Origin of the sequence: Pseudoalteromonas sp. 13-15 (genome assembly GCF_001468205.2) — a bacterium.
Taxonomy (GTDB): Bacteria; Pseudomonadota; Gammaproteobacteria; order Enterobacterales; family Alteromonadaceae; genus Pseudoalteromonas; species Pseudoalteromonas marina.
The window spans coordinates 58,506-85,410 of the sequence record NZ_CP019162.1 but is presented as its reverse complement, the minus strand read 5'-3'; the positions used below and the strand labels follow the sequence as shown (position 1 = coordinate 85,410).

The window sequence follows — 26,905 nt, the reverse complement described above, 5'->3', positions numbered from 1 at the left end:
AACTAACATTACCGTTCTATATAAATACGTGAAAGTAAGTCATAATAAATTGCTTCAACTTTTATTAAGTCATCAATAGAGACGTGCTCATTAACCTGATGAATTGTATGGTTTCTTAGCCCACATTCAATTACTTGAGTATGGCTGTTAGCAAAAAAACGACCGTCAGATGTGCCACCACTGGTACTTAGAACTGGGTAGTTTCCAGTTTGACTATGTATGGCTTGTTCAACACAAGTAATTAAACTCCACTTGCTCTTAGGTTGGGTATAGTATGGTTCACATGGACGCTCCCAATTAATCGTTATGTAACGTGAAAATGCATCCAACGAATTGTTCAATATTGATTTAATTTTTTCACTGCTGTACCGATGGCTATAGCGAATATTAAATGTTATTTCGCAGTGACTAGGGACCAAATTATCGACCACATTGTCAATATTTATGCCTGTTACTTGCAGTGTTGTTTTTGAGCCTGCGTCATCTAAGTGCCACGCTTGTTCACTCAGTTTATTGACTATTTTGGCACTAATATGTGCGGCGTTAATGGTATTTTGAGGATAAGCTACATGACCTGCCCTGCCCTTTACCAGAATACGTGCTGAAAGCGCACCACGGCGACCGTTTTTAATTGTATCGCCAACATGTGTCGAACTAGTTGGCTCGCCGACAATACATCCGTCTAAAACGATCCCATTTGAAGAAAGCTTATTAGCTATTTGCGCAGAGCCAAACTCAGCCTCGCCTTCTTCATCAGAGGTAATGAGCCAATAAAAAGTCCCCACTTTTGATGATGTGTTATTTATTAATTTTTTTGTGGCAGTTAGCATAGCTGCCACACCCCCTTTCATATCAGCGGCACCTCTTCCGTAAATTACCCCATCAATTATTCTTCCATCAAACGGAGGGGTTAGCCAGTCACCATTATCTGCAGGAACCACATCAATGTGCCCTGAAAAAGCGACACACGGTCCCTCATTGAATTTAATATGCGCAATTAAGTTAGTGACACCATTACTCGTAAACTTTTCACAGCAAAAACCTTGCTCACATAACTGCTCAACCAGCCAATCTATTGCGCCGGCTTGATTCGGCGTTACTGATTTAAATTGGATAAGCGTTTGTAATTTATTTATTAATTCGGCGTTTAACCTTTGAGAAGTGGCTGCTTGTTGTGAAACAACTAAAGACATTTTTTAACACCTTTATTACTAAGTAAGGCATTATTAAATAGTGAGAGTATGACTAAGAGATGTCAGCTTTTATACATTCTGATGATTATTACTTATATAGATTGTCAATCATTGCTGTTACGAAACAGCGTCAAAATTAATCTAAATCAATAAAATACTTTTCAATGTTCAATCATTTTTGAAACTTTGATCTAGAACAGGTTTTTCATATTTGTTAAGCGTAATAATGGCGTCAATCAAAAAGTAGTTCTTGGAGAACAACATGAAAACCAAAATTAGCATTGCATTATTAACCTCTTTATTAGCACTCTCTCCAGCTGCACACGCTAACTTCAGCGTAAATCTGGGCGCTATTAACGTAAACCCAGATAACAGTGGCTCTGCAATTAACGAAGCCCCCTCATTAGGTCTAAAAGGTGATTCTAATACTCAGCTAGGTATTACGGTAGACTATGCATTTAATGACAACTGGGTATTAGAATTGATTGCTGCTACGCCATTCTCTCATGATGTAAATGGAACAGGCGGCTTGGCTGGTAATAAAATTGCTAACATTAAACACTTGCCACCCTCGTTAGTGGCACAGTATCACTTTTTAGATACAAGCTACCAGCTCAGACCATTCATAGGTGTTGGTGTTAATTATACAACCTTTTTTGATGAACAGCCTTCGCAAGCTCTTAAAGCAACCCTTGGTACAGACGATGTTAAAGTTGAGCTTGATGACTCTGTAGGGTTTTTAGTACAAGTAGGGGCTAATTATAAAATGGATGATCACTGGGGACTACACGCAATGGTTTCTATTATGGATATTGATACAGATGCAACTGTGTACGCTAACAATGCAAAAGCATTAACATCAACAGTTGAGCTTGACCCTGTAGTGGCAATGTTTGGTGTGAAGTATAGTTTTTAAAGTCTAAGTACGATGTTATGTGTGTAAAAAAGGCGCTAAGCGCCTTTTTTTTTGTGCAACGAAAACAATAACTCGGCCTCAGCCCTTGGTAACTCACACTCGCGAATAACTTCGTCTAAATCTGCACCTAACTCAACCATTTTCACAGCACGGGAATAAATCTTAGCATCAGGATCATCGTATTTTTGAGCCGATTGCTGCTGCAGTAAATCTTGGTTTTGTTGCTCAACCTCTAGAACTCGCTTGCCGATACTGAGTAAACCGGTTCTTAATTCAGCGGCTTCGCTTCTTAAAATATGAACTTGTTCTGCACATTCTTTAAGTTTTTGATGTACATCAGCAACATCGCTGGTGTGTTTATTTTTAAATGCAATAATAAGCGTTAACGATATAAGACCTACCGCTAACGCGCTTATAGCAATACTAAGTAACAGCATAGTTTATCTGGTAAAGCTTATAAATCGCTTAACTCATCCCATTCGTCATCACTAAGTAGCTTATTTAAATCAACTAAAATAAGAAGCTCATTATCTCGATTACAGACACCTTGGATAAACTTAGCGCTTTCTTCAGTACCCACATTTGGCGCACTGTCAATCTCAGAGCTACGCAGGTATACAACTTCAGAAACGCTATCAGCTAAAATGCCTATAACTTGTTCTTCAGCTTCAATAATTAATATACGTGAGTTATCAGTTGCATCAGCTGCTGACAAACCGAATCGAGCACGTGTATCAATAACGGTTACTACATTACCACGTAAGTTAATAATGCCTATTACATAAGAAGGCGCACCAGGGACTGGTGCAATCTCGGTGTAACGCAGTATTTCTTGAACTTGCATTACATTAACACCGTAGGTTTCCTCTTCTAGTTTAAAAGTAACCCACTGTAATATTTCATCATTATTATCTGCATTTTTATTTTCTGACAGTAATTTCTCTTGGTTCATGCTGTTACCCCATAATGGTCATTACTACTGACGGCTATCTAAGCCCTCTTCTAATAACGTATTTAAATTGTCTACATCTATTAAAGCACACATTTTTTCTTTAATAACCCCGGCAAGCCATGGGCGCTTACTTTGATCTGTACGCCATTTTACATCTTCTTTTGTCAATGTAATGTTATTTATAAGCTTCTCAGCTAATAATCCCCATTGGCTATCTCCTAAAGTTATTAAATACTGATAATCAAGTGATGCCTCAAGTTTTTCATCGTACTTCTCTGGCATAACCCAGCGTGCTGTATCTACAACATTGAGCTTTTCATCACGATTAAGCATAACGCCTTTAAACCACTTTGGTTTACCAAACAGGTGATTCACTTCACCTAATTGATGTATACCGCCAAGAGCTTTAAGCGGGACTGCTAGCGTAAGTCCTGCAACTTCAAAGAACAATGCCTGAAATTCGCCGTCAAAGTAATCTGACTCACTGTTATTTGAAAGATTTAATTGTTTCTGTTTTGCTATTTTAAGGTCTGTACTCGTTGTCTCTTTTGGCGTTTCAATGACGTTAACTTTCGGTGTTGTAGCTTCTGCTTCTTTAACTTCATGCGTATCATCTAACGAAGATGATTCATGCTCAGCCACTACTTTAACTTTAGTAACTGACTTCTGACTTTCATGAGTGGCTTCTTCGCTTGGCAAGTCACCCGGTATATTTTCTAAAAGTTTTGCTACGGGCTCTAAGTCACTGGCAAGCTCTTCTTCGCAAAGTAAGGCACCTAAGTACTGAGTCATTACTTTTTCATTAGCAAATAATTGCTTACTCATTCATTAACCTTGTTCAATTAAATAATCTAATAATGCTTTATAAGCAAATACACCGCGAGAGCGAGGGCAAAACTCTATGGGTACTTTTTGTGCTAAGCTTGCATCTCTTAGTTTTGTGTCTACGGGAATAACACCTGGCCAAACTTTGTTACCGTAAGTTTTTTGTAACGTTTTGTAGGCTTCGAGTGATGCCTTCGTTCTTTTATCGTACATTGTAGGTATTATAGTATATTCGTAACTTTTCGCCTGTGAGCTCTGCATTAATTCCATTGTACGCATCATTCTATCTAAGCCTTTAAGCGCTAAAAACTCAGTTTGAACAGGGACTAAAATGCGCTCACTCGCAGCCAATGCATTAACCATTAAAACCCCTAAAACAGGGGGGCAATCTAAAATAGCATAATCGTAATGTTCGCTTATTTTGGCAAGCGTCTTTTTTAAAATTAACCCCATGCCTGTTTTATTGCCCATGCTTCTATCTAATGTAGCAATAGCCATAGTAGCAGGTAATATATCTAAATTTTCGAGAGTGGATGGGCACAATGCTTGAAGTATTTCCTCACTTTGCATACTAGTTCCACGAGCAAAAATATCGTAAACGCTGACTTCTAAATCTTCAGAATCAATACCAAAGTAATACGTTAAAGACGCATGAGGATCGGTATCTATTAGTAATACACGTTTACCCTGCAGTGCTAAAGTACCAGCAAGACTGACCGCAGTCGTTGTTTTACCAACGCCACCTTTTTGGTTGGCTACAGTCCAAATCTTCACATCATATCCTAGTTACTGTTCATTGCGAGTTGTAATACGAATTCCACCATGTGGTAAACGAATAATTTTTATTGTGTCATCGTCTGACGGTAATTCTACTTCTGGCTCAGGCGCTACTGCCTCAACTATTGGCTCTTCTGCTGAATTATTTTTCTCTTCTGGCAACCCATATTTAGATAACGCTATTACTACTTTTCTATTTTCAGCTCGGCCCTCATCTGTGTCGTTAGGTGCAAAGGGTGAATACTGTCCATACCCTTCAATAGCCATTCGGGCCGAATTTATGCCAAGTGCTTCAAGCTCAACAAGTATTGAAGTTGCGCGAGCGACAGAAAGCTCCCAGTTAGAGCGAAATATTTCATTTTTAATTGTTTCATCATCTGTATATCCACGCACACGTATATAGTTATCCACTGGCGCGATAATATCTTTTACAATTTTAACAACTTGTTTTGCTCTAGAATGAGCAACTGCGCTACCACTTGAAAATAACATACCTGAACTCAGTTCTATTATGAGCCAATCTTGATGCAATTCTAGATTGGCTTCACCATCACGTATTTCATCAATAAGCGCTGACTGAAGTTTAGTTAATAAGCTATCAAGTGGTTTTCCTAAATATTTTTGCTGTATATTACTTGTCTCACTTTGGCCGTCTAACAACTCTGGGCCTTGCTCTTCCTTGTTGATACTTTCGCCATACAGCAATTCATCTTCAGGAGTAACCCTATCAGTAAGTATTCCAGTACCATCTACCCCCGTACCTTTCTGAGAATAAACACGAGCCGACTTGTCGAATACTTGCTCTAGGGAATCGGATAAAATTTGGAAGTTTTCTTCTTTGTTAATCGCAATCGCATACATTACAACAAAGAAGGCAAACATAATGGTCATATAATCCGCATAAGATACTAACCAGCGCTCTGTATGCTGGTTTTTATGGGCCGAGCGACCAAATCGTCGACGCATCATTTTTATGCGTCCACTAGGCTTGGCCGTTCAACACGATAAGCTTCTAACTTTAGCTCAATGTTCATTGGGCTTTGGCCATCGCTGATTGCAATTATCCCTTCTGCAAGCATTTCGTGGTAAAGCATCTTTTCTTCTACACGTTGCTTGAGCTTATGTGCCATTGGCAAAAATAATAAATTAGCTAACCCCACACCATAAATCGTTGCAATAAAGGCTGTTGCAACTCCAGCGCCAAGCAATTGTGGATCGGTAATGAAAGACATAGCCTGAATAAGTCCAAGAACAGCTCCTAAAATACCGATGGTAGGGCTATAACCGCCCATTGCTTCGTATACACGTGCAGCTTCAAGCAAACGCTCACGCTCCAACATTAAATCTATTTCAAGCGTATCACGTAGCCTCTGCTCTGAACCGCCATCAACAAGTAAACTCAGCCCTTTTGCTGCATATACATCTGAGTGAGTTAGGGCCTCATCCTCTAATGCCAAATATCCTTCTTGTCTCGCTTTATGAGACCAACGTTTAACTTGCTCAATTGCATCATCAATATTGTAACTGGGAGTCACAAATACCCAGTGACTCATTCTAAGCATTTTTTTAAAGGTACTAGTAGACGTTTGCAGCATTACAGCGCCTACTGTCCCACCTAGTACTATAATGAGCGCAGGGCCATTAAAAAGGGCGGCAATAACACCACCTTCTAGATGATAGCCAATTGCTATAGCACTTAGTGCAACAATTAAACCAAGTACAGAAAGCTTATCCACAACCGGTTTCGCTTTTTATCCGCGTTGCAATATCGTCAAGCGCTAAACTCTCACTTGAAAGCCCCGCATTAGCAACAGCTTGTGGCATACCATAAACAACACAGCTTTTTTCATCTTGTGCCCAAATAGTGGCGCCAGTTTGTTTTAACATTCTTGCGCCATCTCTACCATCAGCCCCCATGCCGGTTAAAATAATAGCTAAAACATCTCCCTGATAAGCTTTTGCAATACTTGCAAATGTAACGTCAACACTGGGCTTATAAGTGATTCGCTCGCTATTGTCTTCAAAAACGCGCAATGTTTTAGAACCACCTCGACCTTCAACCATCATTTGTTGCCCGCCAGGAGCCAAATAGGCAGTTCCAGGGTCAAGACGATCACCTTGCTGTGCTTCTTTTACTTTTATTTTGCACAATCCATTTAAACGAGCTGCAAATGCCGGTGTAAAAGCAGCAGGCATATGCTGGATAAGTAAAATAGGATGCGGAAAATTAGCGGGTAATTGCGTAAGCACATTTTGTAAAGCAACAGGACCACCAGTAGATGTACCGATAGCCACAAGCTTGTATTGCTTGCCACTTGCACGAGTTGGTACGTTGTTTTGTGTTTTTGTTAATGTCGATGCGGTTGTTGAACGCTGAAAACTTCTATCTGGTTGCCTGATTGAAGACGCAGTATTACCGATTTTATCAGGCACAGAGCGTGCCGCTGGTTTCTGGTGTGTTATTGGCTTAAAGGCTCTAGGAATACGCTTATTACCAATTTCTTTGACTTTAGCTTGAAGGAGCTTTATCGCATCTTCATTATTACGTGCAATATCTTCAAACTTTTTAGGTAAAAAATCCATCGCTCCAGCATCAAGCGCATCAAGTGTTGCTGTTGCGCCAGCACGGGTTAAAGAGGAAAACATTAATATTGGCGTGGGGTTACTTGCCATTATCTCTTTAACAGCACTGATACCATCAAGCACAGGCATTTCTACATCCATCGTGATCATATCAGGACGAAGCTGAGCCGTTTTTTCTACAGCCTCTCTGCCATTAATGGCAAAACCTATAACTTGTATATCGCTGTCTTGTTCAAGGATTTCGCTTACTCTACGACGAAAAAAGCTTGAATCATCAACAACTAAAACTTTTACGGCCATTTAGCTCTCTTATTAAGTTTATACGTAGGCACACATCTTATGTGTACCTACTTTATGATTTAGCCAGCGTAGTGTTTTAACATATTTGGAACATCTAAAATTAGTGCAATTCCACCATCTGATGTAATAGTTGCGCCTGCCATACCTGGGGTACCCTGCAAAAGAGCATCAAGAGGTTTAATTACAACTTCTTCTTGACCTATTAAAGAATCAACTACAAAACCAACCTGCTGAGTACCTATTTGAACAATAACAACATGACCTTGCGCTTTGCGCTGAGTGCGATCTGCTCCTTTAACTAACCAATGCTCAAGATAAAATAGCGGTATCGCTTTCTTACGTACAATAATTGTTAATTGACCATCAACAACATTTGTTTTGGTTAGATCTAAATGGAATATTTCGCTTACACCAGCTAATGGTAATGCAAATGTTTGTTCGCCAACTACAACCATCAAGGTTGGTAATATCGCAAGTGTTAACGGTACTTTTATTTCTAAAATTGTACCAACACCTAGCTCTGACTGAATACTCACTGAGCCATTAAGTTGAGTGATTTTAGTTTTTACAACATCCATTCCCACACCACGGCCTGAGATGTCAGAGATCTCTTCTTTGGTAGAAAATCCTGGTGCAAATATTAAGTTGTAAGCTTCAGTATCCGATAAACGACTTGCTTGATCGTGATCTATTACCCCTTTACCAATCGCTATCTTTTTGAGCTTTTCTGCGTCCATACCCGCACCATCATCTTTGATGGTAAGCAAAATATGGTCTCCCTCTTGAGACGCTGAAAGTGTAACATTACCCGTCCGAGGTTTGCCTGCTGCTTCACGGTCAGCTGGCATTTCTATACCGTGATCCACTGAATTTCTAACTAAGTGAACTAGTGGGTCTGCAAGTGCCTCAACTAAGTTTTTGTCTAAATCGGTTTCTTCACCGACAAGCTGTAAGCTAATATCTTTATTGAGGCTTCGTGCTAAGTCACGAACAACGCGAGGGAAGCGGCCAAATACCTTTTTAATTGGCTGCATTCGCGTTTGCATTACTGCACCTTGAATATCTGCAGTCACTACATCTAGGTTAGAAATGGCTTTACCCATTGCTTCACTTTCTGAGTTAGTGGCTAAACTTACCAACCTATTACGAACAAGTACTAACTCACCCACCATATTCATTATTTGGTCTAGGCGTTTTGTGTCAACTCGCACTGTTGTTTCTGCTTGCGGAGGAGCTGGCTTTTTCACAGCTGCTGGCGCTGGAGCCGCTTTTGCTACCGGTTTTGCTGCCGGTTTGTCTGCTGGCTTTTGAACAGGTTTTGGGGCTGCTGCTTTTACAGGTTCAGGCTTTTTGACAGGCTCACTTACTTTAGCTACGGGTTTTGCCGCCGGCTTTGGCTCTGGAGCTGCAGGGCTCTCTATTGATTTAGGAGCACCTGAACCGTGAAGCTCGTCAAGCAATGCTTCAAATTCATCATCGCTAATTTCATCATCGCTAGAATCACTTGCAGGTGAACTTATTGAAGGCGTTGAAGAATTTTCTGCAGAATTATTACTTGCTGATTGCTCTTTTACTGGCTCACTGGCCGCAACAGCACCAAAGCTTCCAACGCCATGAAGTTCATCAAGTAAGTTGTCAAACTCATCATCTGTAATGTCTCCACTGACATCATTACTACTGGACGCACTTTCAGCTACTGGGCTTTGACCTTTTCCATGTAATTCGTCTAGTAAGTTTTCAAATTCATCTTCTGTTATTTCGTCAATCTGAGTTTCATCATCGCTTTGTTCAACTGTTCCACCGCTAAATAGCTCGTCAAATGCAAACGGATCTTCTTCATCAGTTCCTGAGGCTTCCTCGGCAACTGGGGCATCATTAACCTCGGCTTGAGGTTCTTCAGTTGAATCAACTGGTGAGTCACCAGCAAGCTCTTCTTCTGTTGGAGGTAAACCTAGTTTATGAAGGGTTTCAAGAAGTTCAGGATCAGCAGGTTCTGGTTTATCACGATTTTGAATGGTGGCAAACATCTCGTTAATCGTATCGAGAGCTTGTAAAATTACATCCATCAACTCTGAATTAACCGTTCGTACGCCTTGCCTAAGCAGATCGAACACATTCTCTGCGCCATGACATGCATCAACGAGCTCGGTCATAGCTAAAAATCCAGCACCACCTTTTACAGTGTGGAACCCTCTAAATATGGCATTGAGTAATTCGGTGTCCTCTGGATTGTTTTCCAGCTCAACTAACTGTTCAGATAAAAGCTCTAGGATTTCTCCTGCCTCTACAAGAAAGTCTTGTAAAATATCTTCATCGACTTCAAACATGCAGTTACTCTCCTCTTAGAAGCCCAAACTTGATAAAAGATCATCGACTTCATCTTGATCAGATACAACATCATTACGTGATTCTTTATCAATAATAGGGCCTTCTGGACCTGCTAAAGTTTGTTCGTCTAATGGTTCATTTGTTTTTTGTTGTTCTATTTTTTCGGCTTTACTTTCGCTTTGATCAGCGAAGGCTGTCAAAAGATGAATTAAGCTTTCTTCAACTTCTCTAACAAGCTCAATAACTCGGCGAATAACTTGTCCGGTTAAATCTTGATAGTCTTGTGCCATAAGTACATTAGTCATCAAACTTTGCAGCTCATCGGTTTTATGATGAGAATTGTTCATAAACTTATCAATGCTGTGGCATAACGATTTAAACTCCCCTAACTCAATCTCTCGATTCATTAGGCGATCCCATGTCGGTTTGATATGAGATATTTCGTCTGCCAACTGTTGAGCAATTGGTAGGCTAGCCTCAACTGCATCCATTGTTTTATTCGCGGCATTTTCTGTCATTTCTATAACATAATTGAGCCGTTTCTTTGCATCTGGAATAGCATCGGTAGTTAAGTCAGATAAGCGAGTGTCTAGCTCAAAGCTTTTTAAAGCTTCATGCAATTGACGGGTTAACTTTCCAACCTCAGCAAATATTTCAGATTGCTCCTTAGAAGCGGTATCTAAAATTAACTGATTGGCTTTGTCTTGCTCACCGTTTTCTAGAAAAACAACGAGCTGACGAGCTTGTTCTAAAGTTATTTGAGGCGCAGCAAGTGCTGACATAAGCCTCTCCCCCTATCATTAGCCTAAACGTTCAAATACTTTTTCTAATTTAGTTTTGAGTGTTCCAGCAGTAAATGGCTTAACGATATAACCATTAACACCTGCCTGTGCTGCCGCTATAATTTGTTCTTTTTTAGCTTCAGCCGTTACCATCAATACTGGAATGTGTTTAAGCTTATCATCCGCACGTATTGCTCTTAGTAGGTCTATACCCTGCATTCCTGGCATATTCCAATCGGTAACAACAAAATCAAATACTTGATTTTGTAGCATTGGCAAAGCGGTTGACCCATCGTCTGCTTCTTGAACATTAGTGAAACCTAAGTCACGCAACAGATTTTTAATAATACGTCTCATTGTTGAAAAATCGTCAACAACCAGAATTTTCATGTTTTTATCCAAAACATCCCCCAGTGAGGTCTTAACCTTGTTTACTTACTACTAATTTATCCAGTCATTGATTTTAGCTTTAAGCTTAATCATCGCCTGACCATGTATTTGACTTACACGCGATTCACTTACATCGAGTATATGCCCTATTTCTTTTAAATTCATTTCATCGTTATAGTACAAAGACAGCACCATTGCATCACGTTCTGGTAAAGATTTTATTGCACCTAATAAAGACTCGTTAAACCGCTCATTTTTAACATTATTAAACGGTTTGTCTAGCGCTAAATCTTGGCCCACTGGACTGATGGCATCTTCATCAACACCAAGGTCTTCAATACCGAGTACTTTACTTGCATTTACATCGTTTAAGATATGATGGTACTCATTTAACGAAATTTCAAGTTTTTCAGCAACTTCTATATCTGTCGGCTCACGGTTTAAGCTTTTTTCTAAAAAAGCAATTGTTTCGGCCACCAAACGGCTTTTACGATGCACTGAACGGGGTGCCCAATCGCCACGTCGCATCTCGTCAAGCATTGCCCCACGAATACGAATCCCCGCAAAAGTTTCAAAGCTAGCCCCTTTGGTTGCATCAAAACTTTTAGATGCTTCAATCAGACCTATCATTCCTGATTGTATTAAATCGTCCAGCTGCACGCTGGCTGGTAAACGCGCTATAAGATGACATGCCACTTTTTTGACAAGTGATGCATGTTTTTCAACAATCACATTTAAATTTTGTGCTGATTGATATCCCATAACTTTATTCACCAATGTTGTCATAATTAGCCGTTTACTAGTTTCTCTATGAAAAACTCCAGATGACCTGATGGTTGATTAGGTATTGGCCATTTAACTGCTTTTGTTGCTAACGCTTGAAACGCAAGTGCCGCCGGCGAATTAGGAAAAAGCTCTACAATAACTTTTTGGCGACGCGTTGCTTTGCGCATATTTTCGTCGTAGGGAACCGTTGCGACCAGGTCCATTGATACATCTAAAAAACGATCGGTCACTTTGGAAAGTTTAGCAAATAACTCTTGCCCTTCACGCATACTACGGACCATATTTGCAACAATTTTAAATTTGTATACACCATGCTCGCGACTCAACACTTTAATGAGCGCGTAAGCATCTGTAATCGATGTGGGCTCGTCGCATACAACAACCATGACGTCTTGTGCCGCGCGAGAAAAGCTCAGCACCATGTCTGAAATACCTGCGGCTGTATCGACAATTAAAATATCAAACTCTGTATTTAATTCACTAAAAGCCCGTATAAGTCCTGCGTGCTCTGAAGGCGACAATTCAACCATACTTTGAGAGCCTGACGTTGCGGGTACAATTTTTATACCTGCGGGGCCTTCAACTAAAATTTCATCAAGTTCACATTCACCAGATAAAACATGTGATAAGTTACGTTCAACACGTAGTCCTAGCATAACGTCACAGTTTGCTAAGCCTAAATCGGCATCAAGAACCAACACTCTGTTACCTTGCTGGCCTAATGCAATTGCAGTATTCAGAGAAACATTTGTTTTTCCTACTCCACCTTTACCGCCAGTGACAGCGATAACTTTTACGCCGTTGTTATTGTTTTGACTCATTTTGCGCAGGCCACTTGCTTGATCTAATACTGTGTTAATCATACATCCCTACTGTGCTTGGCGCCACTGCTTGGTGCCTTGAATGTTGTGCTTTTGCTCTTTTTAAATAGAGTTGCTCAGCCTTTTTAACTAGTTTTTCAGCATTTGCAACTCGAATATCTTCTGGTACTCGTTGACCGTTAGTAAGATACCCTATTGGAAGGCGATTTTGAATCGCTATACTAATAATCTCACCTAAACTTAAAGATTCGTCTAATTTGGTGAATATACAACCACTTAACTGCACTTTTTTAAAATGCCTAACGGTTTCTTGCAACACATGTATTTGCGATGTTGCGCTGAGCACTAAATAACTGCGAATATCAACACGCTGATTACGCATTAGCGTATTAAGTTGCTCAGTTAAGCGCAAGTCGCGTTGGCTCATACCCGCAGTATCAATTAATACTAGTCGTTTATTTCGTAAATGATATAAAACTTCAGCTAATTCATTAGCATCTTTAACTTGCTTTACACCACAACCTATAATTCGGCCATAAGTGGCGAGTTGCTCATAAGCACCAATTCTGTATGTGTCTGTTGTGATTAAAGCGACTTTGTCTGCACCGTATTTTTGTGCGCCAAGCGCAGCTAATTTAGCAACGGTTGTTGTTTTGCCAACACCCGTTGGGCCGACTAAGGCGTATACACCGCCTTGACGTAAAATCTCGTTGTTGGTTGTCTGCATCTGATCTTCAACCATTGTTAAAAGTGCTTTCCAACCTTGCTGGCGAGATACATCGTCAGGTACAAAGCACGCCATTTGCTCAGCAACATCTTTATCTATTCCCATACCGACTAAACGATCAATCATGCATGCACGAGTAGGATCGCGTCTTGCCATGTCTTGTTGCATAAGCCCTGACACTTGATGTTCTAACAATTGACGAATGGCATTCATTTCGTCACGCATTGACGAAATTTGCTCACTTTCAGTATGCTTAGTTTCTTGGCGAGGTGTCACTGGACTGTCAAGATCATCAAAACCACTTTCTAAATCATCAAATCCAAGGCTGTCTGCTTGTGTTTGCGGACGCGCTGAAGCTTGACGTTCATTAGTGAATATAGGACGAGGACGCTGCTCTTGAACTGGCTCTTGGTAGTTGTCTGTAGTATCAATACCTGATTGAGAAAACATAGAAGCCAATTCTGCAGAACGAGGGCGTGGGGCTTGACGCTCTAATAATGCCTGAAGACTATCGGCTACTTTCGCTTGTGGCTCTGGTTTAGCGCGAAGAGGCTCTGGTTTTACAAAATTATGCACTGGCTGTGTTTTTGTTGAGCTTTGTGCTGGAGCGCTAAGTGCTTGCTCTTTTTTAGGGGCTGCTTTGTCATAATCTACTGCTGCTACAATTTCTACACCGTTAGCTAGTTTTTTATTTGACATAATAACCGCATCAACACCTAATTCGTCTTTAACTTCTTTAAGTACTGTGCGCATATCTTTAGCAAAAAAACGTTTTATTTTCATGATTCAACCCCTTTAAAATCTTATTGTTGGCCAACAGAGCTGACTATCTTGATCTGTCTTTCATCTGGTACCTCTTGATAAGACATCACCCTTAAACCCGGGATGGTGTACTTAACAAAACGAGATAACACAGTGCGTAACATTCCCGACGTTAGCAATATTGAAGGTTCACCGGACATTTCTTGATTTTGATGCGCTTCATTTAGTGACACTTGAAGTCGCTCTGCAAGTCCTGGTTCTATACCGGCACCTTCGTCGCCTGCATTTTGTAGTGACTGATGCAACATCTGTTCCAACTCAGGCGCCAAGGTTATGACAGGGATTTCTGAAGACATGCCTACAGCGTCTTGAACGATTAATCGACGTAATGAAATACGTACTGCAGCCGTTAGCACATCAGGGTCTTGACTACGTGGCCCATACTCAACAAGGGTTTGTACAATTGAGCGCATATCACGAATTGCAACGCCTTCATTAAGTAGATTTTGTAGTACTTTTACAATCACAGTTAACGGTAATACGTCAGGGACTAGACCTTCAACTAAGCGAGGGTGGCTTTTACCTAACATATCTAATAAGTTCTGTACTTCCTCGTGACCTAACAGCAGTGCTGCGCTGTTAGTGAGTAACTGGCTAATGTGCGTAGCCACAACCGTCGCTGAATCTACCACGGTATAGCCAAGCGATTGCGCTTCGTCTTTTTGATCTGGTTTTATCCATACCGCATCAAGCCCAAAAGCAGGGTCTTTAGTTTCAACCCCTTTAATTGGCCCAAATACTTGACCTGGGTTTATTGCCAACTCATCACCATGCTTGAGTTCACCTTCACCGGTAGATACCCCCATAAGCGTAATTCTGTATGCATTAGGGTCAAGCTCTAAGTTATCGCGAATATGTACGGGTGGAACTAAAAAACCAAGCTCTTGAGAAAGCTTTTTACGTACTCCCTTAATACGATTTAGTAGCTCTCCGCCTTGAGACTGGTCAACTAAAGGGATTAGTCTGTAACCCACTTCCAGGCCGATTACATCAACCTGCTGAACGTCATCCCAGCCTAGTTCTTTTTGCTCTTGCTTGTTGGCAACGCCCGTACCAGCAGTTCCATTTGCAGCAGCCTCAGCTTCTGCTGCAGCCACTTTTAATTTACTTTGTTGAGTGTAATAAGCTAAATAACCTAATAATGCACCTAGGCTTAAAAATGCTAAATGAGGCATGCCTGGCACTAAGCCCATGGTAATTAAGATGCCAGAGGCTATAAATAATGATTTTTCGTTGCCAAGTTGTTTCTTAAACTGGTCGCCCATATTGAGAGACTCGTTTTGGCGTGTTACTACAATTGCGGTACCAATTGATAGTAGTAATGAGGGGAGCTGAGCCACCAAGCCATCACCAATCGTAAGGAGTGTGTAAACTTCCATAGCTTGGCCAAAGCTTAAGTCATGCTGGATCATGCCAACAAATAGGCCACCAACAATGTTAATAATTAAAATGACGATACCCGCAATAGCATCACCTTTTACAAACTTACTTGCACCATCCATTGAACCATAAAAATCGGCCTCGCGGGTTACTTCTTCTCGGCGATCCCGCGCTTGCTCGGCACTAATAAACCCAGCGTTTAAATCAGCATCAATTGCCATTTGTTTACCAGGCATTGCATCAAGTGTAAAACGTGCAGATACCTCAGAAATACGCCCTGCACCTTTTGTGATTACTACAAAGTTAATAATAATCAGAATTAAAAACACCACTAAACCAACAGCATAATTACCGCCAATCACAACAGAGCCAAAGGCTTCAATTACTTTCCCCGCAGCATCTCCACCATTATGTCCCTCTAACAATACAACACGTGTACTGGCTACGTTAAGTGCTAAACGCATAATTGTGGCGATAAGCAACACGGCCGGAAACATACCAAACTCAACGGGTTTCATGGTGTAAACCGTGACGAGTAGTACCACCAACGCTAACGCAATATTGAATGAAAAAAGGATATCAAGTAAAAATGGCGGTAACGGTAAAATGACCATTCCCAAAGCTGCAAGCACAAGCAAAGGCGTCCCTACGCCTTTTGCATATTCTTTTTTATCTGCATTAAGTTGTTGTAATACCGCTTTAAAACTCATAATTCTACAATTTCAAAAAATTGACACTACGTAGAATTAGCAATAACTATTCCAAGTTAATAAAGGGGAAATATTAATACCTGTAGGCATCAGGAATGGGGAGCTTTTTATTAAGCTTAGTCGGGCGTTTTCCGCGACCTTTATTGAAGCGTTTTAGCTGAAAAACATAAGCTAGCACCTGTGCAACGGCAGTAAACAGTTGATCAGGAATTTGTTCTCCTACTTCTGCGGTATGATAAAGCGCTCGAGTAAGCATTGGCGACTCAACAATGGGTACATCATTACCGTTTGCCACTTTTCGAATTTGCATAGCCAGTTCATCCACGCCTTTAGCAAGCACTATAGGTGCTCCTGCTCGCTCAGTGTCGTATTTAAGAGCAACAGAATAATGCGTTGGGTTGGTAACAACTACATCGGCATCGGGCACGTCTTGCATCATTCTTTTTTGAGACATTTGTCTCTGAGTTTGCCTAATACGCGCTTTTATTTGAGGGTCACCTTCAGAGTTTTTGTACTCATCTTTTACTTCTTGCAGTGTCATTTTTAACTGCTTATGGTGAGTATGACTTTGATACGGAGCATCAATTGCTGCAATAATCACCAATGTGCACGACAATGCCAAAAACATCCACGAGAGGATTTCGAGCGCATGGATAATATTATTAGGTGCAGACTCAATGCTTAAGTGTAATATTTCGTCAAAAAAGGTATTAATTAAAAAAAAGGCAAAACTTGCGACCACTAAAAACTTTAAAATAGCTTTAGTAAGCTCTACCGCAGCTTGTGGGCCAAACATGCGTTTAAAGCCTTTAAATGGAGACATTTTACTTGCTTTAGGAGCGGCTGCTTGCCAACTAAAATTAAAGCCACCTAGTAAAGTATTACCTATAATGCCCGCAAATAAAATAATGAATACAAACATAGCCATAGGAAAAATAAGCGCGTCGGCAACACTGGACCAAACCGCAAACATTTTAGTGGTATCGTAGGTTTCATTTCGATTAAGGCTGAGCATTCTGCCCATAATATTGTATAACCCCTTACCAATTTCAGGGCCGTACATTAACAATGAAATAGCTGAAAATATAAGAACAAACATAGTGCCTAATTCTTTTGAACGAGCAACCTGCCCTTTCTTTTTAGACTCTTCTATTTTTTTCCCTGTGGGTTCTTCTGTTTTTTCTTGACCTGAATCTTCAGCCATAACACACTCCTAAGGTGAACAACCAACTAAGGTACACATTAGTTCGATCATTTTAAGCCACTGAAATTCAAATTGCAGGATGAAGTTGCCCAGTGTTGCCCAAATAATGACAAGCCCTGCTACAAGAGTGAATGGAAAACCAATAGCAAAAATATTTAACTGAGGCGCCGCACGGGTCATAATACCAAATGAAATATTAATCACTAGCATTGCCGTCAATGGTGCAAGTGAGAGCACTAAAGCCGTTGTAAACATCCAACCGCCCCACGTTACAATATCCCAGTAATGATCTACTGACCACCAATTACCATCAATTGGCAGTACCTCAAAGCTATGTACAACCATCTGTATCATCATTAAGTGGCCGTTGAATACAAAAAATAATAGTGTTGCTAAAATAAGAAAAAACTGACCAACAGCCGGAACGCTGGCTCCATTTGAGGGGTCAATGACAGAAGCAAAACCTAAACCGGTTTGCATAGCAAGTATCTGACCTGCCAATACGAAGGTATTGAGTAACAAGGTAGAAGCAAAGCCAATCGCTATTCCAATAAGCATTTGCTGTATGACCACTAAAATCATTTCAAACGAAAACAAGTTAGTAAATGTAGCTGGAGGAAGAACAGGCACAACCAACAGAGTCACGACCACTGATAAACCCAGCTTTATACGTGTTGGCACATTTTTAGCGCCTAACCCCGCCATTATCATAATCATGGAACTAATACGTACCAAAGGTAGTAAAAAGTCGCTCAACCATTGAATGACAACTGAAAACGGGTACTCCACTTGCTAACCTGCAATTTCGGGAATGAGCAACACCAACCGGGTAAAAAAGTCCATAAGTTCTTGTGTAAACCAGTGACCACCAACAATTAATGCACTTATAGTAATTAGCAAACGCGGTAAAAAACTCAACGTTTGTTCATTGATAGACGTAGCGGCTTGAAACACCGCCACCACTAGGCCAATAATTAAACCTGGAACAACAATAGCCGATACTAACTTAATAACTAAAAACAGTGCATCGCTAAGAATATCAACAAAAATTTCTGGTTCCATGCTCTAATCCTATCTTTTAGTTACATTCAAAAAATACATACTATGTGCCTAAACCAAAGCTTTTGGCGAGGGTTCCCATCACTAAGCTCCAGCCATCAACAAGTACAAACAGCATTATTTTAAAGGGTAAGGAAACAATCATGGGGGAGAGCATCATCATACCCATAGCCATGAGTACAGACGCAACAACTAAGTCGACGATTAAAAAAGGTATAAAAAACATGAATCCTATGATGAACGCGGTTTGCAGTTCGCTTGTTACAAATGCGGGTATAAGAACTATGAGCGGAGTTTCTTCAGGTGACTCTAGCTTGTCGTAGCCTGCTATTTTGGCAAATGTTTCTAAGTCTTTTAAACGAACCTGCGAGAGCATAAATGCTTTCATTGGCTCTTTTGCAAGCTCCAATGCTTGTACCGACGTAACTTGCTCACTCAAATAAGGCTCTATGGCTACGTCATTAACCTTTTGGTAAATAGGCGCCATGATAAAAATACTTAAAAATAAAGACATGCCCAACAGTACTTGATTAGAGGGCGTTTGCTGCAAACCAATTGCTTGGCGTAAAATTGCGAGTACAACAATGATACGTGTAAAAGACGTCATCATGATTATGGCTGCCGGTATAAAACTCAGCGCCGTCATAATGGCTAAAACTTGCAATGTCACCGAGTAATCTTGTGTGCCATCTGCGTTTGTTGTGATAGTAAGCGCATCAATACCTTCGGCGCTTACGCTTGGAACAAACACAATGGCAAAAATAATTAGCAGCCACTTAGTCATAGGTTTAGTTCTTTTTATTTTGTTTCGATTTGGGGTTTAACAGTTTACTAAATTGCTTAGCAAGTTCTGGGATTTCTTTTTCACTCAGTGGTGATTCTAATTTATGAAGGTAATTAATACTATGCGGCGTGACGCCTAATAAATGCTGCGCATTATCAATTTCTACCACCATTAAGCGTTCGCGTGAGCCTAAGGGAAGACTTCGAACCACTTTAAATTCATCACTGTTTGCCAAATTAGGATTAAGTTTCTTTACAAAAATAGCCAAAACAACAATGAGCACTAGCACCACAATAAGCGAAAGCACCATAGAAATTAAATCGCCCGTAGGCGTAACTGACTCTGTTTTTGTAAATACAGACGCTGTTAGCGCAAAAAAGGCACTCATCGTAACTTTTTGATCCGCTCTACTTGGCTGATAACATCCGTTAAACGAATACCAAACTTGTCATTTACCACGACCACTTCACCGTGAGCAATTAAGGTACCATTAACCAATACATCTAATGGCTCACCAGCAACACGATCAAGCTCAACTACAGAGCCTTGGTTAAGTTGCAGTAAATTACGAATATTAATTTTTGAGCGTCCAACTTCCATCGATATGGTCACTGGGATATCTAAAATAGTATCGAGCTTGCGCTTTTCTTCGCCTGTTATTTCGCTTTTTTCATCACTTAATTCATCAAGTTCGGCAACTTGCGCTTCGCCAGCATCATCACCACCTTCAGCCTCAGCAAGTGCGGCTGCCCATTCGTCCATTGTGTCTTGATCATCGCTCATACGTTTAACCTTTTAATCAATTACCAGTCTAAGTCTACACCGTCTGAAAGGTGTAAATCTTCTTCTAATTCTGCTAACTCTGCATCTGAGTCAATTTTCTTGCCGCCTTTGGTAAATACATGCAGCTCAGATTTAACTGAATCAGGACGTTTAATTTTTTCGCTAATTTGCAACGCAACATTATCACGAGAGCGGCCCATTTTAGCTCTAAACGTGGGTAGCTCTTCTACAAATACAGTTATATGCTCTGGCATTTCAACAGGAATAATATCACCTGCTTTAAGCTCCATTATTTGTTGAAGTGTTAAGTCAACTTCTAAAAGCTGAGTTGACATGTCAACCTCAACATCCATTATTTCATCTCGTAATGCCTTACTCCAACGCAAGTCGGTATCTTCAGTATCTGATTGAACACCCGCATCCAAAAGTTCTCTTATTGGTTCGAGCATTGAATATGGCAAGGCAATATGAAAATCACCGCCGCCACCATCGAGTTCAATATGAAAAGAGCTAATAACCACAACTTCAGTCGGGCTCACAATATTAGCCATTGCGGGGTTTACCTCTGAATCGAGGTACTCAAACGACACGTCCATTACCGGTGCCCATGCCTCTTTATAATCTTCAAAGATTATTTTTAGCAACATTTGTACAATTCGGCGCTCTGTTGGGGTAAATTCACGGCCTTCAATTTTTGCGTGGTAACGGCCATCACCGCCAAAAAAGTTATCCACCAAAATGAATACTAACCGTGCTTCCATGGTGATCAGGCCGGTACCCTTTAAAGGTCTGAAACGCACCATATTTAAGCTTGTTGGTACAAATAAAGTGTGAACATACTCACCAAACTTTATCATTTGAACGCCATTAATAGACACTTCCGCTGTGCGGCGCATCATATTAAATAGGCTAATTCGCATATGGCGAGCAAAACGCTCGTTAACAATTTCCAGCGTCGGCATGCGACCACGTACGATTCGATCTTGCGAAGAAAAATCGTACTGAAGCGTACTTCCCCCGCCATCTTCACCATCGTTTATATCTTCCTCTTCAACGTCATCAACACCATGTAATAGCGCATCAATTTCGTCTTGGGATAATAAGTCGCTCACGCTAACCCCTTATTGCATTACAAAGCCGGTAAATAATACCCGCTCAATTACTTTGCTGCCTTCAACGTCATTTAAGGCAGTTTGCACTGTCTCTAGCGCAGTAAAACGCAGTGTTTCTTTACCTGCACTGGTACTAAGCTCGTCAGCAGTAGTGGTTGAAAATACACTGAGTAACTTACCTTCAATCAGCGGAATATGCTTTTTAGCTGTTTCTTCATTTACCTCACCACGTACCAAAAGTTGCACTTTAATTTGTACAATTCTATCTCGGCTCGAGCCCGGAACGTTAAAAACAAAAGGTCTTGGCATCGCAACATAAAGCGCACTGCCTATTTCTGCAGATGACCCAGAAGCTTCTGGCGCTTCCTCTGAAAGGGTCGTTTCTTCATCTAATGTTTCAACAGGCTCATCCGAGCCCGACATTAAAAAGAACCCCGCAGCACCACCTACAACGAGCAGTACTGCTACAATAATAATTATCAGCTTTTTTTTACTTTTTGGCGCTTCTTCTATTTCTAAACTTGTTTCTTCAGCCATCATGATTCCTTATATCGCAAAGGTATTTGCTTGTTTTAGTTATTATAATAGCAGTAGTTAGGCATAGTAATCTATTGATGATGATGTTTGTTGCTCAGAAGTTTGTTCTGGGCTATTTGATGGCTCATCACTTTCACTATTTGCTGCTCCATTTTTGGCTAATTGCTCACCCGCCCCCGATTCATTTTGCTCAGCATTTTCACCACCTGATTGGCCATATGAAATAGTACTTTCACCAAGTTCCAATCCCTGTTGCGCTAACATTTCGCGTAAGCGAGGCATAGATTGTTCGAGTGCTTCTTTGGCCTGCTGGTTTTGTACCACAAAGTTAATTTGTGCTTGTTCTGCATCGCTACGAACTCGTATTTGCATGCTGCCCATCTCAGGTGGATCAAGACGAATTTCAGCCTCTTTGTTATTAATGCTTAGCATTGAACTAACGCGCTCTTGTAGTAACTTGGCCGCGTCACTTTTAACTATATTAATCGCCTGCATCACACCAGGATCAATACTTACCTGCTTTGTCTGTGCTGTACTTTGTAACTGCTGATTTTGAATAGCTTGTTGATCCAACAAGCCCATTTCATAATCAACCGAATCATAATAGCTTTGGGCACTGGTTTGGGTTGTATTTAAAGCATTAGTTATATGGTTAAACACCTGCATAACTTTAGCGGGTGACTGCTCAGCCGTGGTATTTTTTAGCCCCTCTTTTTGCAATTGCTCAAGCGCTTTTGTAAGCTCTTCATCACTAGTAGGCTGTGCTGCTAATTTAGTTGGATCAGCGCTATTTTCAGAGCCTGATTTCACACTCACTTTTTGTGGTCTGTTTACCGTATTTGGTGTTTGTGAAGCTACAAAAGTAACTGGTTTTGTTATCTCTTCACCTTTTACCGGTAAGGTAACCACTTTGTCTATTTGAGATTCATTTGTTGGCGGCAATTTTTGTGAGTCATTTACAGCTTTTTGCGATATCGTAAATTTAGTGTCTGATGATTGATTCGCATCTTTCACAACCAACACTTTTAGCTCATCAATCGCTTGCTTAATAGTCGCTAACTGTTCACCTTTTGGCTGCTCGGCTTTAACAAAGGCATTTAATTGAGTCAGTAATGCCTGCTTTTCGGTCCCTGAAAGCGTATTAAACTGCTCGCTGGGTGACGACTTAACTTCAGTGCTTTGTGTCTGTTTATTATCCGTTATAAATTGGGTAAGCATTTGCTTTAAAACCGTCAATTTTTCAGCTTTGCTAGGTGCGTCGAGCATCACTGGTTTAATTTCAGTCTGTAATTTTGTTAGCTGTTCAGGCGTTAGGCTTGCTAATACTTTATCTGTTTTAAATGCAATTACATCTTTAGCAATGAGTGCATTTATCGCGTCTGCTTTTTCAGTTTCAGTTATGTTTGAGTTGGGTAACATTAATGCATTTTCATCTTTAGCAATGAGTGTATTTATCGCGTCTGCTTTCTCAGTTTCAGTTATGTTTGAGTTGGGTAACGTTGCTGTGAGCGTATTTTCTGTTAGTTCCGCAACTGTATTTTTAGCTGTGGTATTTTGAGCTAAAGTGTTGACGTTAACTTTACCGCTATTCTCTAATGTGCTTTGAGTAGTATCTATTTTATCAACATCCGTTTTTAAAATAGTCTGATCAGAATTGACACTCACGTCAGAGAGTACTGAACTTTGTGAAGCTATTATTTTACCCGTAAAAATGCCTTTGTTAGTATCTGCTCCATTATCTTTTGTATCAAAGCCCTGAGTTATACTTTGCGCTTGTGCAGGGTGTTTAACTTTATCCGATTTTATATTTAGTTCTGCTTCAACAGCCTGAGCAAGAGATGTTTTATTTTGTTTTTGTGAATGTGACGAGTCATTAATATCTACATTATCGACTAAACTTGCCGCACCGCTTGTGTTGTTATCAGTAAGTGTTGCATGTGGTCTTATTATTTTACCTACTTCATCTTTAACAGGTAAATCTTTTGCTGGCACAGCAACATAACCTTTAACCGGCAGTTTCTCTTTTAAATCAGCAATAACAAGCGGTGTTTTATTTGTTGATGTATCTGCAAGGTTTATATCTTTTGCTTTTTCACTTGGCTTTGTAACCTCAGTGTTCATTAGTTGAGATGAATTGATCTGCTCCAGAATATCGCTTCCAGACAAATTTATTTGGGCAATGTCTTCATCATCAGAATCACTTTTTAATTTTTCATTAGTAACTGATGAGGAATCTGCTGAGGCGGCAGATAAAGTATCTGTTTCAGGCTTGTTAATCTCTTTTTTTGTTGGCTCAAATGTAGTGTGGGCGTCTTGCAACTGAGTAAAAAACTCAGTACCTGATTCATCAGCAGAATCGGCTAAGCTACTGTCTTTAAATGCTAAAAAAGACTCTTTATCAGCCGAAATTGAAACAGAAATATCATTCATCGCCATAAGTCACCTAATACGGTTACGGCAACATGTCACCGCACATTGCCCAAAATTAAATACCACCCATTAACAAAGCAATAAACGTGCCTAACTTAAGAAAGTTTGCGACGCTGAAAAAATTGATTAGATGTGAACTCATCCAGCATTTTTTGCTCGTTTTTAGCTACCACAGCTGCTGCTTTTATTTTTTGATTTTCAATCAATTTAGCCACCGCTTTAGCCTTTATTTGCTGTTTTAACCACAACGTTTTTCGCTGTGAAACAACTTGCTTTGCCGTATTTACAGTACTTGCTTGTTGCCGAATGGCCTCTTCAATTTTTGCTATAAACGCATGATACTGCCCAAAACCAGCGCTTGATAAACCTGATTGACCTTTTAAATGTAACTGTTGAGAGTATTCAAGCCTAAAGTCATTTAAGCCTTGAAGTTTTTGCTGGTTTGCTTGCAGGTTTTGATTAGCTTGCAAATAACTCATACGTAAACTTTCTTCTTTGTCGCTTTCAAGTTTTAGCAGCAAGTCAAATTTGTTTTTAGCCATTACCCTTGACCTAATAATTGGGCTAGCCCTTGCAGCCCATCGTCATAACTTATCACATCACGCATACCTTGCTGTAAAAACCCGTTTACTCTTGGCATCATATTTATTGCTTGGTCGAGCATGGGATCAGTGCCCTTTTGATAGGCGCCTAATGTGATCATGTCTTTATTTTGTTGGTACATTGAATACACTTGTTTAAGTACTCGCGCTTGTTGCATATGAGGCTCTGAAACCACTTGGGGCATAACACGTGAAATAGATTTTTCGATATCTATTGCTGGGTAATGGCCGCTGTCGGCTAACTCACGAGAAAGTACAATATGGCCGTCTAGTATGGCGCGTGCAGCGTCTGCAATTGGGTCTTGCATATCATCGCCCTCACTTAAGACGGTGAAAAAGGCTGTTATAGCACCTTGCCCTTCCCCCCCATTACCAGCTCGTTCAACTAAGGCTGGTAGTTTTGCAAAAACCGATGGTGGGTATCCTTTTGTTGCCGGTGGTTCTCCAACTGCTAAAGCAATTTCTCGCTGAGCCATTGCGTAGCGAGTTACTGAATCGAGTAGCAGTAACACATTTAAACCTTGGTCTCTAAAATATTCGGCAATGGTCACTGCACTTTCACAACCTTTTAAACGCATTAATGGCGATGAATCGGCGGGTGCTGCAACAACAACAGAACGTTTACGCCCTTCTTCTCCAAGAATTTCTTCAATAAACTCTTTGACCTCACGACCACGTTCACCAACCAAACCAACTACAATGACATCGGCTTCGCTGCCCCTAGTCATCATTCCTAGCAGCACAGACTTACCTACACCAGAGCCTGCAAATAAGCCCATACGCTGACCTTGCCCTACGGTGATCACTGAATTAATAGCCCGCACCCCAACGTCCATTGGCTGGCTGATCGGACGTCTGGCTAAAGGGTTAATCGTATTTTGAGCAAACTTTAAATAATGTTCTGCGTTTATTTTACCAAGTCCGTCGAGTGGACGCCCTAAGCCATCAACTACACGCCCTAGTAGGCTCATTCCTACAGGTAACCCCAAATTATTTACTTGGGGTATTACTCGGGCACCTGGCAGTACGCCGGAAATATGATCATTAGGCATTAAATATAAGGTTTGGTCGTTAAAACCAACAATTTCTGCGTCAACAAAACCGTTCATGGTTTCGATTTTACATTGACTACCAACAGGTGCCCTCAGACCTTTTGCCTCTAAGGTAAGGCCAACAACACGCGTTAATATACCCGCTACTGCAGGTGTGTAGGGCTTAATGTTTTGTTGATATTGCGACAAGCGTTCGCTCAAAGAAGCAATTTGCACAGACATAGTACGCCTAAAAAATATTTAGATATTACTATTATGCAAAAAACTATCCAACGTTTCTTTGACGCGTGTTTTTAAAGTCATATCGAGAGAAGATTGCGCGGTTTTCACCTCACATCCACCTCTTTCAAGCGTGGGTTCGGGAACTAATTGCCAGTTATTGTCTGCTATAGTTTGCTCGCCATAGCTATCTTTTATAACCTCTAGATCGGTTGGGTTTAGATGCACTTTTACTTTTTCTTGTTGCGCACTTAACGAATCAATACTGTGTTTTAATGTATGTAAAATAACATCTGGCGATGTTTGTACTTCTTGGTATATAACTGCTTCAGCCAACATGCTAGCTAATTGTATTAGTTGCAACTCGGCTTGTTCATCCACTTTTTTTAGCGGTGAATTAAGTGCTTCTAAAATACCTTTAAGACTAATTAGTTGCTCTTCAATAATAGGTTTTATATCTTCTTGGCCTTGAGTTTTACCGAGCTCTAGCCCCTCTTTATAACCAGCTTCTTTTCCCTCACTAACGCCTTTTTCAAAGCCGTCAATGTAGCCTTGTTCATGACCTTGTTTAAGGCCTTCTTCATAAGCATCTTGTCTAATGCGTTCAAGCTCAACCATAGTAAGCTTTGGCAGTTCTGGCTCTTCGGGCTCATCGGTCGGCATCTCTTCGGCCAATTCTTTTTTATAAAGCTCGCCCAATGGGGTGCCATACGCTGTAGAACGATTACCAAAGCTTTTTTCATTCGGTGCTACATCGGGAATAGCCCAATGTTTTAATAATTCATCAGCTTCTTCAGCTCGAAGTGGACGCCCTTTGAGTTTACTCATGGT

At 40.6% G+C, this 26,905-nt stretch carries 28 protein-coding genes; 1 reads left to right on the top strand and 27 read right to left on the bottom strand.

The features are described 5' to 3' along the window. Positions 1–8: 8 nt before the first annotated feature. Positions 9–1,193: a succinyl-diaminopimelate desuccinylase gene (gene dapE, locus ATS72_RS00450; RefSeq protein ID WP_058428557.1), complete on the bottom strand. Its 1,185-nt coding sequence runs from the start codon at positions 1,191–1,193 to the stop codon at positions 9–11. Positions 1,194–1,455: 262 nt separating this feature from the next. Here dapE and ATS72_RS00445 point away from each other — a divergent pair, with 262 nt between their 5' ends. Then, complete coding sequence (locus ATS72_RS00445; RefSeq protein ID WP_006792765.1) at positions 1,456–2,109, top strand: OmpW/AlkL family protein; 654 nt, start codon at positions 1,456–1,458, stop codon at positions 2,107–2,109. A gap of 35 nt (positions 2,110–2,144) precedes the next feature. On the opposite strand, the gene ATS72_RS00440 is transcribed toward ATS72_RS00445, so the two are convergent. The 26 genes from ATS72_RS00440 to fliH form a co-directional block, all read right to left on the bottom strand. Beyond that, a complete protein-coding gene (locus ATS72_RS00440; RefSeq protein ID WP_058428556.1) occupies positions 2,145–2,546 on the bottom strand; it encodes a DUF2802 domain-containing protein in 402 nt (133 codons plus the stop codon). Positions 2,547–2,563: 17 nt separating this feature from the next. Beyond that, entirely contained in the window at positions 2,564–3,061 is a 498-nt protein-coding gene (locus tag ATS72_RS00435; RefSeq protein WP_006792763.1) for a chemotaxis protein CheW, read from the bottom strand. A gap of 24 nt (positions 3,062–3,085) precedes the next feature. Further along, on the bottom strand, positions 3,086–3,886 hold the full coding sequence (locus tag ATS72_RS00430) for a chemotaxis protein CheW (protein WP_058428555.1): 801 nt from the start codon (positions 3,884–3,886) through the stop codon (positions 3,086–3,088). A 3-nt stretch (positions 3,887–3,889) separates the two neighbouring features. Continuing rightward, positions 3,890–4,660 carry a ParA family protein gene (locus ATS72_RS00425; protein ID WP_008132586.1) on the bottom strand — a complete coding sequence of 257 codons (771 nt, stop codon included), beginning with the start codon at positions 4,658–4,660 and terminating at the stop codon, positions 3,890–3,892. A 12-nt stretch (positions 4,661–4,672) separates the two neighbouring features. Beyond that, the gene (locus ATS72_RS00420) at positions 4,673–5,632 is read right to left on the bottom strand and encodes a flagellar motor protein MotB (RefSeq protein WP_058428554.1); all 960 of its coding nucleotides are present in this window, start codon (positions 5,630–5,632) and stop codon (positions 4,673–4,675) included. 2 nt (positions 5,633–5,634) lie between these two features. Continuing rightward, positions 5,635–6,399 carry a flagellar motor protein gene (locus ATS72_RS00415; RefSeq protein WP_006792759.1) on the bottom strand — a complete coding sequence of 255 codons (765 nt, stop codon included), beginning with the start codon at positions 6,397–6,399 and terminating at the stop codon, positions 5,635–5,637. Beyond that, entirely contained in the window at positions 6,392–7,546 is a 1,155-nt protein-coding gene (locus ATS72_RS00410) for a protein-glutamate methylesterase/protein-glutamine glutaminase (RefSeq protein ID WP_058428553.1), read from the bottom strand. Before ATS72_RS00410 ends, ATS72_RS00415 begins: the two co-directional genes overlap by 8 nt. Positions 7,547–7,605: 59 nt before the next feature. Beyond that, positions 7,606–9,873: a chemotaxis protein CheA gene (locus ATS72_RS00405; RefSeq protein ID WP_058428552.1), complete on the bottom strand. Its 2,268-nt coding sequence runs from the start codon at positions 9,871–9,873 to the stop codon at positions 7,606–7,608. Positions 9,874–9,888: 15 nt separating this feature from the next. Then, on the bottom strand, positions 9,889–10,656 hold the full coding sequence (locus ATS72_RS00400; RefSeq protein ID WP_006792756.1) for a protein phosphatase CheZ: 768 nt from the start codon (positions 10,654–10,656) through the stop codon (positions 9,889–9,891). Positions 10,657–10,674: 18 nt separating this feature from the next. Then, on the bottom strand, positions 10,675–11,058 hold the full coding sequence (gene cheY / locus ATS72_RS00395) for a chemotaxis response regulator CheY (protein ID WP_008132609.1): 384 nt from the start codon (positions 11,056–11,058) through the stop codon (positions 10,675–10,677). A gap of 39 nt (positions 11,059–11,097) precedes the next feature. After that, positions 11,098–11,808 carry an RNA polymerase sigma factor FliA gene (locus ATS72_RS00390; RefSeq protein ID WP_008132612.1) on the bottom strand — a complete coding sequence of 237 codons (711 nt, stop codon included), beginning with the start codon at positions 11,806–11,808 and terminating at the stop codon, positions 11,098–11,100. Between the two features lie 26 nt (positions 11,809–11,834). Further along, positions 11,835–12,695 carry a MinD/ParA family ATP-binding protein gene (locus ATS72_RS00385; RefSeq protein WP_006792753.1) on the bottom strand — a complete coding sequence of 287 codons (861 nt, stop codon included), beginning with the start codon at positions 12,693–12,695 and terminating at the stop codon, positions 11,835–11,837. Further along, positions 12,688–14,163: a flagellar biosynthesis protein FlhF gene (flhF, locus tag ATS72_RS00380; protein ID WP_058428551.1), complete on the bottom strand. Its 1,476-nt coding sequence runs from the start codon at positions 14,161–14,163 to the stop codon at positions 12,688–12,690. Before flhF ends, ATS72_RS00385 begins: the two co-directional genes overlap by 8 nt. Positions 14,164–14,183: 20 nt before the next feature. After that, on the bottom strand, positions 14,184–16,292 hold the full coding sequence (flhA, locus tag ATS72_RS00375; protein WP_006792751.1) for a flagellar biosynthesis protein FlhA: 2,109 nt from the start codon (positions 16,290–16,292) through the stop codon (positions 14,184–14,186). Positions 16,293–16,365: 73 nt separating this feature from the next. Further along, complete coding sequence (gene flhB, locus ATS72_RS00370) at positions 16,366–17,496, bottom strand: flagellar biosynthesis protein FlhB (protein WP_010555918.1); 1,131 nt, start codon at positions 17,494–17,496, stop codon at positions 16,366–16,368. 9 nt (positions 17,497–17,505) lie between these two features. Then, entirely contained in the window at positions 17,506–18,285 is a 780-nt protein-coding gene (gene fliR, locus ATS72_RS00365; protein WP_006792749.1) for a flagellar biosynthetic protein FliR, read from the bottom strand. 3 nt (positions 18,286–18,288) lie between these two features. Further along, positions 18,289–18,558 carry a flagellar biosynthetic protein FliQ gene (locus tag ATS72_RS00360; protein ID WP_006792748.1) on the bottom strand — a complete coding sequence of 90 codons (270 nt, stop codon included), beginning with the start codon at positions 18,556–18,558 and terminating at the stop codon, positions 18,289–18,291. A gap of 40 nt (positions 18,559–18,598) precedes the next feature. Continuing rightward, positions 18,599–19,339 carry a flagellar type III secretion system pore protein FliP gene (gene fliP / locus ATS72_RS00355; RefSeq protein WP_010555917.1) on the bottom strand — a complete coding sequence of 247 codons (741 nt, stop codon included), beginning with the start codon at positions 19,337–19,339 and terminating at the stop codon, positions 18,599–18,601. A gap of 4 nt (positions 19,340–19,343) precedes the next feature. Beyond that, positions 19,344–19,727, bottom strand: coding sequence for a flagellar biosynthetic protein FliO (gene fliO / locus ATS72_RS00350; RefSeq protein ID WP_006792746.1), 384 nt, complete (start codon positions 19,725–19,727; stop codon positions 19,344–19,346). Then, positions 19,724–20,122 carry a flagellar motor switch protein FliN gene (gene fliN / locus ATS72_RS00345; RefSeq protein WP_006792745.1) on the bottom strand — a complete coding sequence of 133 codons (399 nt, stop codon included), beginning with the start codon at positions 20,120–20,122 and terminating at the stop codon, positions 19,724–19,726. Before fliN ends, fliO begins: the two co-directional genes overlap by 4 nt. A 20-nt stretch (positions 20,123–20,142) precedes the next feature. Next, positions 20,143–21,234 carry a flagellar motor switch protein FliM gene (fliM, locus tag ATS72_RS00340; RefSeq protein WP_010555915.1) on the bottom strand — a complete coding sequence of 364 codons (1,092 nt, stop codon included), beginning with the start codon at positions 21,232–21,234 and terminating at the stop codon, positions 20,143–20,145. A gap of 9 nt (positions 21,235–21,243) precedes the next feature. Then, positions 21,244–21,771, bottom strand: coding sequence for a flagellar basal body-associated protein FliL (gene fliL / locus ATS72_RS00335; protein WP_058428550.1), 528 nt, complete (start codon positions 21,769–21,771; stop codon positions 21,244–21,246). 57 nt (positions 21,772–21,828) lie between these two features. After that, positions 21,829–24,201 carry a flagellar hook-length control protein FliK gene (locus tag ATS72_RS00330; protein ID WP_058429153.1) on the bottom strand — a complete coding sequence of 791 codons (2,373 nt, stop codon included), beginning with the start codon at positions 24,199–24,201 and terminating at the stop codon, positions 21,829–21,831. A gap of 95 nt (positions 24,202–24,296) precedes the next feature. Further along, positions 24,297–24,743, bottom strand: a complete 447-nt coding sequence (fliJ, locus tag ATS72_RS00325) for a flagellar export protein FliJ (protein ID WP_006792740.1) — start codon at positions 24,741–24,743, stop codon at positions 24,297–24,299. Continuing rightward, positions 24,743–26,077, bottom strand: a complete 1,335-nt coding sequence (gene fliI / locus ATS72_RS00320; RefSeq protein ID WP_006792739.1) for a flagellar protein export ATPase FliI — start codon at positions 26,075–26,077, stop codon at positions 24,743–24,745. Before fliI ends, fliJ begins: the two co-directional genes overlap by 1 nt. 18 nt (positions 26,078–26,095) lie before the next feature. Further along, positions 26,096–26,902 (bottom strand): flagellar assembly protein FliH, encoded by an 807-nt coding sequence (gene fliH / locus ATS72_RS00315; protein WP_058428549.1) that lies wholly within the window; start codon positions 26,900–26,902, stop codon positions 26,096–26,098. Between the last annotated feature and the right edge of the window lie 3 nt (positions 26,903–26,905).

What these genes read in the sequence shown, in the direction of transcription:
- dapE (WP_058428557.1), bottom strand. Translation starts at nt 1,193, where the DNA reads ATGTCTTTAGTTGTTTCACAACAAGCAGCCACTTCTCAAAGGTTAAAC.
- ATS72_RS00445 (WP_006792765.1), top strand. Translation starts at nt 1,456, where the DNA reads ATGAAAACCAAAATTAGCATTGCATTATTAACCTCTTTATTAGCACTC.
- ATS72_RS00440 (WP_058428556.1), bottom strand. Translation starts at nt 2,546, where the DNA reads ATGCTGTTACTTAGTATTGCTATAAGCGCGTTAGCGGTAGGTCTTATA.
- ATS72_RS00435 (WP_006792763.1), bottom strand. Translation starts at nt 3,061, where the DNA reads ATGAACCAAGAGAAATTACTGTCAGAAAATAAAAATGCAGATAATAAT.
- ATS72_RS00430 (WP_058428555.1), bottom strand. Translation starts at nt 3,886, where the DNA reads ATGAGTAAGCAATTATTTGCTAATGAAAAAGTAATGACTCAGTACTTA.
- ATS72_RS00420 (WP_058428554.1), bottom strand. Translation starts at nt 5,632, where the DNA reads ATGATGCGTCGACGATTTGGTCGCTCGGCCCATAAAAACCAGCATACA.
- ATS72_RS00410 (WP_058428553.1), bottom strand. Translation starts at nt 7,546, where the DNA reads ATGGCCGTAAAAGTTTTAGTTGTTGATGATTCAAGCTTTTTTCGTCGT.
- ATS72_RS00405 (WP_058428552.1), bottom strand. Translation starts at nt 9,873, where the DNA reads ATGTTTGAAGTCGATGAAGATATTTTACAAGACTTTCTTGTAGAGGCA.
- ATS72_RS00400 (WP_006792756.1), bottom strand. Translation starts at nt 10,656, where the DNA reads ATGTCAGCACTTGCTGCGCCTCAAATAACTTTAGAACAAGCTCGTCAG.
- ATS72_RS00390 (WP_008132612.1), bottom strand. Translation starts at nt 11,808, where the DNA reads ATGGGATATCAATCAGCACAAAATTTAAATGTGATTGTTGAAAAACAT.
- ATS72_RS00385 (WP_006792753.1), bottom strand. Translation starts at nt 12,695, where the DNA reads ATGATTAACACAGTATTAGATCAAGCAAGTGGCCTGCGCAAAATGAGT.
- flhF (WP_058428551.1), bottom strand. Translation starts at nt 14,163, where the DNA reads ATGAAAATAAAACGTTTTTTTGCTAAAGATATGCGCACAGTACTTAAA.
- flhA (WP_006792751.1), bottom strand. Translation starts at nt 16,292, where the DNA reads ATGAGTTTTAAAGCGGTATTACAACAACTTAATGCAGATAAAAAAGAA.
- flhB (WP_010555918.1), bottom strand. Translation starts at nt 17,496, where the DNA reads ATGGCTGAAGATTCAGGTCAAGAAAAAACAGAAGAACCCACAGGGAAA.
- ATS72_RS00360 (WP_006792748.1), bottom strand. Translation starts at nt 18,558, where the DNA reads ATGGAACCAGAAATTTTTGTTGATATTCTTAGCGATGCACTGTTTTTA.
- fliP (WP_010555917.1), bottom strand. Translation starts at nt 19,339, where the DNA reads ATGACTAAGTGGCTGCTAATTATTTTTGCCATTGTGTTTGTTCCAAGC.
- fliO (WP_006792746.1), bottom strand. Translation starts at nt 19,727, where the DNA reads ATGAGTGCCTTTTTTGCGCTAACAGCGTCTGTATTTACAAAAACAGAG.
- fliN (WP_006792745.1), bottom strand. Translation starts at nt 20,122, where the DNA reads ATGAGCGATGATCAAGACACAATGGACGAATGGGCAGCCGCACTTGCT.
- fliL (WP_058428550.1), bottom strand. Translation starts at nt 21,771, where the DNA reads ATGGCTGAAGAAACAAGTTTAGAAATAGAAGAAGCGCCAAAAAGTAAA.
- ATS72_RS00330 (WP_058429153.1), bottom strand. Translation starts at nt 24,201, where the DNA reads ATGAATGATATTTCTGTTTCAATTTCGGCTGATAAAGAGTCTTTTTTA.
- fliJ (WP_006792740.1), bottom strand. Translation starts at nt 24,743, where the DNA reads ATGGCTAAAAACAAATTTGACTTGCTGCTAAAACTTGAAAGCGACAAA.
- fliI (WP_006792739.1), bottom strand. Translation starts at nt 26,077, where the DNA reads ATGTCTGTGCAAATTGCTTCTTTGAGCGAACGCTTGTCGCAATATCAA.
- fliH (WP_058428549.1), bottom strand. Translation starts at nt 26,902, where the DNA reads ATGAGTAAACTCAAAGGGCGTCCACTTCGAGCTGAAGAAGCTGATGAA.